At 68.1% G+C, this 11631-nt stretch carries 11 protein-coding genes; 1 reads left to right on the top strand and 10 read right to left on the bottom strand.

Annotated elements, in window-relative coordinates; all coding sequences use genetic code 11:
- Window positions 1–8 precede the first annotated feature (8 nt).
- The 7 genes from OHA10_RS39520 to OHA10_RS39490 form a co-directional block, all read right to left on the bottom strand.
- The gene (locus OHA10_RS39520; protein WP_371403899.1) at window positions 9–1109 is read right to left on the bottom strand and encodes an esterase-like activity of phytase family protein; all 1101 of its coding nucleotides are present in this window, start codon (window positions 1107–1109) and stop codon (window positions 9–11) included.
- Between the two features lie 70 nt (window positions 1110–1179).
- The gene (locus OHA10_RS39515) at window positions 1180–2004 is read right to left on the bottom strand and encodes a M55 family metallopeptidase (protein ID WP_371403898.1); all 825 of its coding nucleotides are present in this window, start codon (window positions 2002–2004) and stop codon (window positions 1180–1182) included.
- Window positions 2005–3324 (bottom strand): enolase C-terminal domain-like protein, encoded by a 1320-nt coding sequence (locus OHA10_RS39510; protein WP_371403897.1) that lies wholly within the window; start codon window positions 3322–3324, stop codon window positions 2005–2007.
- Window positions 3321–4235 carry a 5-dehydro-4-deoxyglucarate dehydratase gene (gene kdgD / locus OHA10_RS39505; protein WP_371403896.1) on the bottom strand — a complete coding sequence of 305 codons (915 nt, stop codon included), beginning with the start codon at window positions 4233–4235 and terminating at the stop codon, window positions 3321–3323. The genes OHA10_RS39510 and kdgD overlap by 4 nt, the downstream gene beginning before the upstream one ends.
- A gap of 52 nt (window positions 4236–4287) precedes the next feature.
- Window positions 4288–5166, bottom strand: a complete 879-nt coding sequence (locus OHA10_RS39500; RefSeq protein WP_371403895.1) for a LysR substrate-binding domain-containing protein — start codon at window positions 5164–5166, stop codon at window positions 4288–4290.
- A gap of 128 nt (window positions 5167–5294) precedes the next feature.
- On the bottom strand, window positions 5295–5963 hold the full coding sequence (locus OHA10_RS39495; RefSeq protein WP_371403894.1) for a FadR/GntR family transcriptional regulator: 669 nt from the start codon (window positions 5961–5963) through the stop codon (window positions 5295–5297).
- An 8-nt stretch (window positions 5964–5971) separates the two neighbouring features.
- Window positions 5972–7087, bottom strand: a complete 1116-nt coding sequence (locus OHA10_RS39490) for a mandelate racemase/muconate lactonizing enzyme family protein (RefSeq protein ID WP_371403893.1) — start codon at window positions 7085–7087, stop codon at window positions 5972–5974.
- A 157-nt stretch (window positions 7088–7244) separates the two neighbouring features.
- Here OHA10_RS39490 and glsA point away from each other — a divergent pair, with 157 nt between their 5' ends.
- Window positions 7245–8687 (top strand): glutaminase A, encoded by a 1443-nt coding sequence (gene glsA, locus OHA10_RS39485; protein ID WP_371403892.1) that lies wholly within the window; start codon window positions 7245–7247, stop codon window positions 8685–8687.
- Window positions 8688–8728: 41 nt separating this feature from the next.
- On the opposite strand, the gene glmS is transcribed toward glsA, so the two are convergent.
- From glmS to nucS, 3 genes are all read right to left on the bottom strand, one after another.
- Window positions 8729–10549 carry a glutamine--fructose-6-phosphate transaminase (isomerizing) gene (glmS, locus tag OHA10_RS39480; RefSeq protein WP_371403891.1) on the bottom strand — a complete coding sequence of 607 codons (1821 nt, stop codon included), beginning with the start codon at window positions 10547–10549 and terminating at the stop codon, window positions 8729–8731.
- 35 nt (window positions 10550–10584) lie between these two features.
- Complete coding sequence (locus tag OHA10_RS39475) at window positions 10585–10866, bottom strand: hypothetical protein (RefSeq protein ID WP_131292007.1); 282 nt, start codon at window positions 10864–10866, stop codon at window positions 10585–10587.
- An 81-nt stretch (window positions 10867–10947) separates the two neighbouring features.
- Window positions 10948–11607 (bottom strand): endonuclease NucS, encoded by a 660-nt coding sequence (gene nucS, locus OHA10_RS39470; RefSeq protein ID WP_130448766.1) that lies wholly within the window; start codon window positions 11605–11607, stop codon window positions 10948–10950.
- Between the last annotated feature and the right edge of the window lie 24 nt (window positions 11608–11631).

Here is an 11631-nt window from a genome sequence, read left to right as displayed (position 1 = left end):
CCAGCGTGCTAGAGCTTGACCGCCAGCGAGTAGAAGCGGGTGATCTGGGTGGCGCCGTTGTTGTCGTCGGACATCAGGTACAGCTGCCGCCGTCCGCCCGGCAGGTATCCACCCAGAGCAAGCGCCTCGACGTTGTCCAGCAGCGGGTTCGGCTGCGGCTGCTTGGCGACCGCGCCCGACGGCGGGCAGTCGACCAGGTCGAACAGCAGCTTCTTCTGCAGGAAGACCTTCTCCGGCGCATCGGCCAGCGACGCCAGCTTGGTCACGTCCGTCGCCCGGCGCAGCGACACCGTGAACACGCGGATCGTGTTCCCGACACCGGCGGTGAACGTCCGCTCCATCGACACCAGCTCCGTCGGGCTCACCCACGCGAGCTCGACCAGCGCGAGTCCCGGATCCGGCTTGTAGGCGTACTGCGCGATCGGCCGGTACTCGTGCCCCGGCAGACCGAGGTACCGGATGATGCGGTTCCGGGTGCGGTTGTTCGAGTCGGTGCCGTCCGGTGCGAGCGGGCCCTCCATGCCGGCGAACAGCGACAGTCCGTCGCGGCTGACCGCCAGCGACTCGAACGTCGCGTTGCTGGTCGCCTCGCCGGCCGGCGCGACCTGGAACCGGCTCGGGACCGGTAGCGACGCGATCTCCTTGCCGTCCGACAGCCGGAAGCGGCGGATCGACGGCTCACGCTCCGAGGTCGCGAGGATGGTGCGGTCGCCGCGCTCGACGACCAGGCCCTCGCCGTCGAAGTCGCCGCCGTTGTACGGCGTACCGTCCGGACGCTTGAGGATCGTCATCCCGTCGACGCGCACCGAGGTCGGCCTGCTGTTCACCTCGAGGTCGAACACGCGGGCCGGCGTGGTCCCGACGTTGTCCACCAGCGCGACCGCGCTGTGCGGGCCGGTGACGTTGAGTGCGGACAGGCCGGCGACCGGCTGACCGTCGAACGTCGTCTTGTCCAGCGCGTCGCTGAACCCGAGGAGGTTCGCGTCCGGCGAGCACGCGCCGCCGCTACTACCGCCGGTGCCGTGCGTGTCGGGTGTCGCGGACGCGGTCAGCGTCGTGGTGAGAGCGGTCAGCACAACGGCTGCGGCGAACGGCTTCTGCCAACGCATTCCAGACTCCTAGCGAGAGACGACGGCTCCGATCAAAACCTATCCTGCACAACAGCAGTTGAACGCCTGGTTACTCGCTCACACCGCGGCTCAGCAGCACGGTCGCGATGAAGGTCCGGTAGAGCTCCAGTGGATCATCGTTGCGCAGAGCAACAACTTTGTCCTCCCGGCGTTCGACGTTCCGCAATGCACAGGCGAGCTCGGCGAACGCGCGGCTGTGGAACCGGACGGTCAGCTCGGCCGGCAGCGAGATGCTCGGCGGCCTGATGTCGGTCAGCCGCGCCAGGGCCCGGCGGGCGCCGTCGTGGATCAGCTCGCGGGCCAGCTCGGGATGCACGGATCGGGCGGCGTTGTGCGAGATCGAGTCCTTGATGACGACCGACTCGATGTCCGGGCAGAACGGCTGCGCCTCGTCGATCGTGATCCGGTCGCCGGAGATCAGTACGACGGGAACGCCGTGCGCGAGCGCCACCAGCGCGTTGATTCCGGCCTCACCGGTGATCGTGCCGTTCAGCCGTACTTCGGCGATCGCGCGCGGGTTGTACGTGTGGTGCAGCACGGACCCCGTCGACCCGGCCGATCCGTGGTACGAGACGAAGAACGCCGCGTCGTACGAATCGTCGAGGCCCTCCATCATGTACAGCGGCTTGTGCTTCCCGGACAGATAACTCGCGCGTCCGTGCAGCTCGTCGGGACGCAGGTTCTGCATGGTCGAGTGCGAGTCGTTGACCAGGAACTCCGTACCGCCGGCAGCCATCGCGCCGTCGATCGCGGCGTTGACCTCGGCCTGCAGTTGACCCCGGTAGTACTCGTACTCCGGTCCGGGCCCGCGACACTGACTCCAGTCGACGACCCCCGCCGTACCTTCCATGTCCGTTGACAAGAAGACCCTCATCTAGCGCACCATACAGGGCTGTTTCGGGTCGAAGATCCAGTCCTTGACGAGGTACTGCATCGCGATCGCGTCGTTGCGGGCGCCGAGGCCGTGCTGCAGATAGAGCTCGTGAGCTGCGTCCAACGCGTCGCGGTCGAGTTCGACGCCGAGGCCGGGGCGCGTGGGTACGGCGATCTCGCCGCCGACGATCTGCAACGGCTCCTTGGTGAGGGCCTGTCCGTCCTGCCAGATCCAGTGGCTGTCGAGCGCGGTGATGTCGCCGGGCGCCGCCGCGCCGACCTGCGTGAACATCGCGAGCGAGATGTCGAAGTGGTTGTTCGAGTGCGAACCCCAGGTCAGCCCGAAGTCGTTGCAGAGCTGCGCGACCCGCACGGATCCGGCCATCGTCCAGAAGTGCGGATCGGCCAGCGGGATGTCGACGGCGTCCATCCGGATCGCGTGCGCGAGCTCGCGCCAGTCGGTCGCGATCATGTTGGTCGCCGTCCGCAGTCCGGTATACCGCTTGAACTCGGCCATCGTCTCCCGGCCGGAGAACCCGGCCTCGGCGCCGCACGGGTCCTCGACATACGCGAGTACGTCGTCCAGCCCCGAGCAGACCGCGATGGCTTCACGGACCGACCACGCGCCGTTCGGATCGACGGTGATCCGCGCGGACGGGAATCGGTCGTGCAACGCGCGCACCGCGTCGATCTCCACCTGCGCGTCGAACACGCCGCCCTTCAGCTTGAAGTCCGCAAACCCGTACCGCTGCTGAGCTGCCTCCGCCAAGGCAACAACTGCTTCAGCGGTCAGCGCCGGCCGCCGCCGCAAGTGCGCCCACTCACCGTCGCCGTCATCCGTCGTGTAGGGCAGATCGGTCTGCGCCACGTCGCCGACGTAGAACAGATAACCCAGCACTGGGACCGCGGCACGTTGTTGCCCGTCGCCGAGCAGTTCGGCGACTGGTACACCAAGATGCTGGCCCAGCAGATCCAGCAGTGCGGACTCGAGCCCCGTCACCGCATGAACCGTCGTACGCAGGTCGAACGTTTGCAGACCGCGGCCACCGCTGTCGCGTCCCGCGAAGGTGGCGGAGACGGTGCGCAGCAGACTCCGATGGTGGCTGAGCTGTTGTCCGACGAGAAGCGGCGCGGCCTCGCGGATGGTCGACGCGATGTTCTCGCCGGCCGGCACCTCGCCCAGACCGGTATTACCCGAGCTGTCGGTCACGATCACGACGTTTCGGGTGAAGAACGGACCGTGCGCGCCGCTCAGATTGAGCAGCATGCTGTCGTACCCGGCGACGGGCACGACCTCGACAGACGTGACGGTCGGCGTCATTTGACCTTCCCGATCAGCTCGGTCAACTGCGCCAGCTCGTCATCGGTCAGGTCCTGCAACGGCGGCCGCACCGGCCCGGCCGACCGTCCGATCGCGTTCACGCCGGCCTTCACGATCGAGACGGCGTACCCCTTCACCCGATCCCGGATGTCCAGGTACGGCAGCACGAACTCGTTCAGCTTTTGGTATACCGAAGTTCGGTCCTGCGCGACCACGTCCGCGTAGAACCCGAGCGCGAACTCCGGCACGAAGTTGAAGATCGCCGACGAGTACGTGCTGTACCCGAGCTGCAGCAGCGGCAGCGCGAAGGTCTCGGCCGTCGGCAGGCCGCCGATGTACGTGAGCCGGTCACCCACCCGCGCGTACGTCCGCGTCATCATCTCGATGTTGCCGACGCCGTCCTTGAGACAGACCAGGTTCGGATTCCGCTCCACCAGCTCGGCGACCGACACGTCGTTGAGGATCGCATTCGCCCGGCTGTAAACAGTGACGCCGAGGCTCGTACTCCGGCATACCGCCGACACGTGCTCGATCAGACCACGCTGCCCCGCCTCGGTCAGGTACGGCGGCAGGAGCAAGATCCCGTCCGCGCCGGCAGCCTCGGCCGCTTGCGCCCCCGCGACGGCAGTCGCCGTACCGCCAGTGGCCGGCGCGATCACCGGGACCCGCCCGTCCACCTCCGACACGGCTGTCCGTACGACGGTGTCGATCTCAGCCGTGGTGAGCGAGAAGCCCTCGCCGGTCCCGCCCGCGGCGAACAGGCCCGCGACGTCGTACTGACTCAGCCACGACAGGTGCTCGCGATAGGCGGTCTCGTTGAAGCTCAGATCCGGGTAGAAGTGCGTGACGGGGAACGAGAGCAGCCCGGTCTTCAGCTGCGCTGCCAGTTCGCTGGGGGAGTAGTGGGTCACTCTTGTCAGAGTAGGAAGGGCGGTGGATACCTGTCCAAGATCGATTTTGGATCTAGTGATGCTCTGGGAGCATCGTGAGCACCCGGCGCAGGACCGGACCGGTCGCGTCCCGCCGCCAGATCGCGTGCAGTTCGACCGGATCGTCGGCGCCGTCGAGCTCGCAGTACGCAACGCCCTCCACGCCGAGGCTGCGGGCTGATGCCGGCACGAGCGCGACGCCGCGCCCGGCGGCGACGAGCAGGATCACCGTCAGGATCTGCTGGACCCGCTGCTCGATCCGTGGATGCGACTCGGCGAGGAACCGCACCGTGAGCTCGTGGAAGTAGCGCGCCTGCGTCGGCGAGTAGCTGATCACCTGCTCACCGGCGAAGTCCTCCGCGGTCAGTGGCCGGCCGACTGCGGCGAGGCGATGGTTGCCGGGGACAACAGCGCACAGCGGCTCGCGGTATACCACCCGGGACTCGAGTACGTCGGTGTCGAACGGCGGTCGCCCGAGGCCGAGATCCAGTTCGCCGCGCAGCAGGCCGTCGAGCTGCGCGGGCGTGACCCGCTCGTGCAGGATCACGTCGACATCGGGCAGCTCCTCGGACATCCGGCGCAGCAGCGGGCCGAGAGTACGAATCGCCGAGGTCGCGGTGAAGCCGAGCCGCAACGTCCCGGCCGCGCCCCGGTCGACGCGCCGCGCGAGATCACCCGCGGTCTCGACCAGCGCGAGCAGCCGGCGAGCCTCGACCAGGAACGCCTGCCCGGCCTCGGTCAGCTCGACCTTGCGGTTGTCCCGCTCGAGCAGCCGCACCCCGACGGCCCGCTCGAGCTTCTGCACCTGCCGGCTCAGCGGCGGCTGAGTCATGTTCAGCCGCTCCGCGGCCCGCCCGAAATGCAACTCCTCGGCGACGGCGACAAACGCGCTCAACTGATCGAGCGAGAACATGATTCCCAAAAGGTATCACCCGCCGCCGCATCCACCTCGGGCGTGCATGAACACCGCGGCCGAAGCCCGACACGATGCCTGCCGACGCGGTAGCGGTCTCGCTCCTCGGTTCGGACTGCCCCGCGTGACTACTGCCCGTTGGTGAGGCGGTGGCGGGTGTTCGAGAGGTGGACGCGTGCTGCGGCACGGGCTGCCTCGGGGTCGGAGCGGGCGATCGCGGCGTAGATGTTCTCGTGTTCGAGGGCGACGCGGTTGACGTGGGTCGCGTCGGACATCTCGTACGCCGGGTCGAGTCGCGTCCGCGGCAGCATGATCATCATCGGGCCGAGCTCCGCGATCAGGTCACCGTAGAACCGGTTGCCTGAGGCAACCGCTACCTTCAGGTGAAACGCGAAGTCCGCCTCCACCGACCGGGCCGGGTCGTCCCCGATCCGCCGGTAGTCGTCCAGCGCCCGCTCGATCCCTTTCAGCTGGTATACCGTCCGTCGGCCCGCCGCCAGCGCGGCCGCCTCGCTCTCCACGCCGATCCGGAACTCCATCAGCTCCAGCACGTCCCGATGCGATCGCACCTCGCGCAGTCCCGGCGTACGCTCCGGAACCTCGAGTACGAAGGAACCCCGGCCCTGGAACGTCTCCACGAGACCGGCCGCCTGCAGCCGGGAGACGGCTTCGCGTACCACGGTCCGGCTGACTCCGAACTCCTCGACCAGGCTGTTCTCACCCGGCAGCTTCTCGCCCGGCGCGATCGCCCCGCTCAGAATTCGTTGCTTCAGCTCCTCGACGATTTGGTATGCCAAACCGCCGCTCATCGGAACTCGCAGCTGTCGACCGTCCATCGCGCGCACTGCTCGCTGGTGGTGAAGCCGAGACCGGGACGGTCCGGCACGAGCATCCGGCCGTCGACCGTCTCCAGCCTCTCGTTGAACAAGGGATTCAGCCACTCGAAGTGCTCGACCCAGGGCTCGCGCGGATAGGCAGCCGCCAGGTGCAGGTGAATCTCCATCGCGAAGTGCGGAGCCAGTTGCAGCCCGTTGTGGTCGGCAAGCGTCGCCAGCTTCAGGAAAGGCGTGATGCCACCGATGCGTGGTGCGTCCGGCTGGATGATGTCGGCAGCCCGCGCCTCGATCAGCCGGACGTGTTCGCCGACGCTCGACAACATCTCGCCGGTCGCGATCGGAGTGTCCAGCGCCGCCGCGAGCTCCGCGTGGCCGACGGCGTCGTACGCGTCGAGCGGCTCCTCGATCCAGACCAGGTCGAACTGCTCCAGCACCCGCCCGAAACGTAGCGCGGTCGGGCGGTCCCACTGCTGGTTCGCGTCGACCATCAGCGGTACGTCGTCGCCGAGGTGCTCGCGGACGGCACGGACCCGTTCGAGATCGATCCGGGTGTCGGGCTGGCCGACCTTGATCTTGATCCCGCCGATGCCGTCGGCGAGGGACTTCGAGGCGCGCTCCTTGACCTCTTCGATCGGCGCGTGCAGGAACCCGCCGGACGTGTTGTAGGCACGGACCGAGTCCCGATGCGCGCCGAGCAATTTGGCCAGCGGGAGGTCGGCCCGCTTCGCCTTCAGGTCCCAGAGTGCGATGTCGATCGCCGCGATCGCCTGCGTCGCAACCCCGGATCGTCCGACCGATGCACCGGCCCACAGCAGTTTGTCGTACACCTTCGCGATGTCCGACGGATCCTCGCCGATCAACCCGGCCGCGATCTCCTTCGCATGCGCGTACTGCGCCGGACCGCCGGCGCGCTTGGAGTAGCTGAACCCGATCCCGTGCTGGTCCTGCTCGGTCGCGATCTCCGCGAACAGGAACACGATCTCGGTCATCGGCCGCTGCCGCCCGGTCAGCACCTTCGCGTCGCTGATCGGCTGATCCAGCGGGAGGACCACGGACGAGAGTCTGACCTGGCGGGTGCGATCCATGACCAGTGATCGTACAAGTCACCAACTTGTCCGACAAGAGCCCGGTTGACGTCGCCGTAACACCAGGTGACTCGCGCGGAAACACGATTCGGCGAGGCTGCTCTTTTCGCCGACAGCGTCGTCGCGTGACCACATCTGCCTGGGGAAGGACGTTGCGATGGATGTGTCGGAGTCGGAGCTCCTGCGGACGTTCACGTCGGTGGACAAGGACGACAACGGCCGAATCTGGGCCTGGGAGCTGCTCGCGAAGCTGGGACAGGCGGGGATCCAGCCCGATGACGCACGCGTCCGCGCGGCCCTGGCCGATGTGCGTATCGGTGACGGGTCGGGCGTCAGGGTCGACACCCAGCCGGTCGAGATCGACTTCCGGCAGTACGCCGGGATCGCGGAGCACGGCGACGGGATCGTGCACCGGGCTCTGGCCGGCGAGCTGGCCGTCCCGCCGGACGAGTTCCGGGAGTACGCACGGAGCATCGAGGCGATGTACGCCGACCTGCTGCCGAACCGGGACGGGAACGTCGCCGACTACATCCCCACGCTGCGGGACGCGGATCCGGAGCGGTTCGGGATCGCGATCTGTACGGCGGACGGACAGATGTTCTCGGTCGGTGATGCCGCCCAGGGGTTCAGCGTGCAGTCGACGTCGAAGCCGTTCAACTATGCGATGGCGCTCTCGCAGGTGGGGCCGACCGAAGTCCATCAGTGGGTCGGTCAGGAGCAGAGCGGCGGGACGTTCAACGACTACCGGTTGTCGCTCGGCGAGGGGCGGCGGCCGCACAACCCGATGATCAACGCGGGCGCGATGGCGACGCTCGCGTTGGTTGATCACGGCAAGCAGACCAGCGACCGGTTCCGGACGGTGCGGGAGACCTGGACGGCGATGATGGGCCGGGCGCCGGGGTTCGACCAGGAGACGTACCTGGCCGAGAAGGCGACCGGCGACGGGAACCGCGGGCTGGCGAGTCTGATGAAGGCCGCCGACATGCTGAAGGCCGAGCCGGGTGAGGACGGCGCGGCGCGGACGGCCGATTTCTATTTCCAGATCTGCTCGCTGGAGGTGGATGCGCAGGGGTTGGCCGCGGCGGGCGCGACGCTCGCGAACGGCGGCATCGCGCCGTACTCCGGTGAGCGGGTGTTCTCGCAGGAGACTGCTGGGCGCGTGTTGTCCGTGATGGGGCACAGCGGGATGTACAACGACTCCGGGAAGTTCTCCGACCAGGTCGGGTTGCCGGCCAAGAGCGGTGTGTCCGGCAACGTGATGATGGTGGTGCCGTCCAGGCGGCTGGCGGTGGTGACGTTCTCGCCGCGGCTGGATGCGGCCGGGAACTCGGTCCGCGGCGTCGAGGTCTGCAAACGCTTCGTCAACGAATTCGGCCTCCACCCGTACCGCGGCCTCGGCGCCGAACGCACGCGCGCCGGACAGCAGCTGACCGGCACCTTCAACGAGGCAGACAGGCGCGCGGAGGCCGCGAGCGCCGCGGACCGCGCCCTGGGCGGCTTGGCCAGACCGGGAACCGGAGGCGCCGTCCACAGCACCGACGGCGAACGAACAGGCGCCGCAACAACCCGTCGTGCGGCACAACCGACCCAGCACCTCTGAAAAGAGGAACGGCCCCCACCAGATGGTGGGGGCCGTTGGTGCTATTCGACGGTGACGGACTTGGCCAGGTTGCGGGGCTTGTCGACGTCGTGGCCGAGGGCAACGGCTGCGTAGTACGCGATGATCTGCAGCGGGATCGTCAGCAGGATCGGGTCCAGTTCGGGCTCGTTCTTCGGTACGACGATCTTCGCCGCGACCCCGTCCGGTACGTCGACGCCGGGATGCGTGACGACGTACAGCGGACCCGAGCGCGCCCCGATCTCGTGCAGGGCGCCGATGTTGCGGTCGAGCAACTCGTCGTCGGGGACGATCGCGACGCTCGGAACATCCGGCGAGATCAGCGCGAGCGGACCGTGCTTCAGCTCGGAGGTCTGGTACGCCTCCGCGTGCCGGTACGAGATCTCCTTCAGCTTCTGCGCGCCCTCACGCGCGACCGGGTACCCGCGGGTCCGGCCGACGAAGAAGAGCGACTCGTGCTGCGCGAGCCGGCCGGCGATCTTGGCCAGCTCCTCTTCCTGCGCGACGATCGCGGCGATGTCCTCCGGCAGCTTCTTCAGGCCGTCGATCAGTCGCCGGCCGTCGGCGGGGGAGACGTCGCGGATCCGGCCGAGGTGGATGCCGAGCATCGCGAACCCGACCGCCATGTTCGTCAGCGCCTTCGTCGACGCGACCGAGACCTCCGGGCCGGCGTGCAGGTACACACCGCCGTCGACCTCGCGGGCGATGCTCGAGCCGACCGCGTTCACCAGGCCGATCACACGACCGCCCTTGCGCTTCAGCTCCTGTACGGCGACCAGCGTGTCCAGCGTTTCACCGGACTGCGACACGGCGACGTACAGCGTGTCCCGCTCGACGACCGGGTTGCGGTACCGGAACTCCGACGCGGGCTCGGCGTCGGCGGGGATCCGCGCGACCTCCTCGATGAACTGCGCGCCCATCTGACCCGCGTAGTACGCCGAACCGCAGCCGAGGATCTTGACCCGCTTGATCTCACGCGCCTCGCGGGCGTCCATGTTCAGACCGCCGAGGTGCACGGTGTGGAACCGCTCGTCGAGGCGGCCGCGCATGGCCCGGCCGACCGCGTCCGGCTGCTCGTGGATCTCCTTCATCATGAAGTGCTCGTGCAGGCCGCGCTCGTACTCGTCGGCCTCCCACTCGACCGTCTTGGCGGTCTTGGTGGTCGGCGCCGCGTCCTGCGTGAAGGTGCGGTACCCGTCGGCGCGGACGGTAGCCATCTCGCCGTCGTCCAAGTACACGACCTGGCGGGTGTAGCGGATCAGCGCGGCCGCGTCGGAGGCGACGTGCATCTCGCCGTCGCCGATGCCGAGGATCAGCGGGCTGCCGTTGCGGGCGACGACGATCCGGTCCGGGAAGTCCAGGTCGATGACGGCGATGCCGTAGGTGCCCTCGATCCGGCGCAGCGCGGCCATCACCTTGTCCTCGAGGGTGGCGCCCTCGGACTGCTCGATCAGGTGGGCCAGGACCTCGGTGTCGGTCTCGGAGCGGAGCTTGACGCCCGCGTCCTCGAGCTGCGTGCGCAGCGCGCCGGCGTTGTCGAAGATGCCGTTGTGCACGACGGCGATCCGCTCGTTGCCGCTGGCATGCGGGTGCGCGTTGTCCTTGCTCGGACCGCCGTGGGTGGCCCAGCGGGTGTGGCCGATGCCGAGCTTGCCGCCGAACCGCTTGGGCAGCGACGCCTCCAGCTCACGGACCCGGCCGGCGTCCTTGTGCACCTTCAGCTCGCTGGACCCCAGTACGGCGACACCCGCCGAGTCGTAGCCCCGGTACTCGAGCCGGGCCAGTCCGTCCACCAGGATGGGCGCGGCCGGCTTGGTGCCGACGTACCCGACGATTCCGCACATGTAGTGGGTGCCTTTCGTATGGGTTCGGTCCCGCGTCAGCCGTAGACGATCCGTCGCAGCTGGCGGGCGGAGAGTTCGGGTGAGCGGACCGGCCAGTGCCGGAGCTCGGTGCCGAGACGCGCGAAGATCTCGTCGTTGCGGGCGCCGTAGGTCTGCAACTCACGGTGCCGGCGGCGGACGTACTCCTCGGTCGTCTCGGTGAAATAGGCCAGTACGTCGGCGACCACGCGCCGCGCGACATCCGCCGACAGTCCGGTCGTCCGGCTGACCTGATCGGCCAACTCGTCGACCGGCTCCACAGCCGCCGCCTCACTGATCACCCGTCAACCATGCAGTCTTTCCGGGGTCAGCGCAAAGCTTCTGCCCGAAATCGGGCAAATTCTCTGATTTGTCAGGATCTAGAACAGTCGGAGGACGTCGGATTCCATGCCGCGGAGGGCGTCGTAGTCGACGGTGACGCATTCGAGGCCGCGGTCGGTGGCGAGGAACTGGGCCTGGGGTTTGATGAGTTGGGCGGCGAAGATGCCGCGGACCGGGGCGAGCAGCGGGTCGCGGTTGAGGAGTTCGACGTACCGCGTGAGTTGTTCGACGCCGTCGATCTCGCCGCGGCGTTTGATCTCGACCGCGACGTGTTTGCCGTCGGCGTCGCGGCAGAGCAGGTCGACCGGGCCGATCGCGGTCGGGTACTCGCGGCGTACCAGCGTCCAGCCCTCGCCGAAGGTCTGGACGTGCTCCGCGAGCAGTTCCTGCAGGTGCGCCTCGACGCCGTCCTTGATCAGGCCGGGGTCGGTACCGAGCTCGTACGAGGTGTCGCTGTGCACCTCCTCGAGCGTGATCCGGAGCTCCTCACCAGCCTTGTTGGTGACGCTCCAGACCCCCTCTTCCTCGGTCAGCTTGCACGGCGGCGACATCCAGTTCAGCGGTTTGTACGACCCGCCGTCGGCGTGGATCAGCACGGACCCGTCCGCCTTCACCATCAGCAGCCGCGGCGCCATCGGCAGATGAGCCGTCAGCCGCCCCGAGTAGTCGACAGAACAAGTAGCAATCACCAAGCGCACGAGAAAGCACCGTAGTGCACTGAC

This window comes from Kribbella sp. NBC_00662, from assembly GCF_041430295.1.
GTDB lineage: Bacteria > Actinomycetota > Actinomycetes > Propionibacteriales > Kribbellaceae > Kribbella.
This window is presented reverse-complemented; position numbering and strand designations above follow the sequence as displayed.

Coding starts and splice junctions, on each gene's coding strand:
- OHA10_RS39500 (WP_371403895.1), bottom strand. CDS start 5,166: ATGTTCTCGCTCGATCAGTTGAGCGCGTTTGTCGCCGTCGCCGAGGAG.
- OHA10_RS39490 (WP_371403893.1), bottom strand. CDS start 7,087: ATGGATCGCACCCGCCAGGTCAGACTCTCGTCCGTGGTCCTCCCGCTG.
- glsA (WP_371403892.1), top strand. CDS start 7,245: ATGGATGTGTCGGAGTCGGAGCTCCTGCGGACGTTCACGTCGGTGGAC.
- OHA10_RS39515 (WP_371403898.1), bottom strand. CDS start 2,004: ATGAGGGTCTTCTTGTCAACGGACATGGAAGGTACGGCGGGGGTCGTC.
- OHA10_RS39520 (WP_371403899.1), bottom strand. CDS start 1,109: ATGCGTTGGCAGAAGCCGTTCGCCGCAGCCGTTGTGCTGACCGCTCTC.
- glmS (WP_371403891.1), bottom strand. CDS start 10,549: ATGTGCGGAATCGTCGGGTACGTCGGCACCAAGCCGGCCGCGCCCATC.
- OHA10_RS39510 (WP_371403897.1), bottom strand. CDS start 3,324: ATGACGCCGACCGTCACGTCTGTCGAGGTCGTGCCCGTCGCCGGGTAC.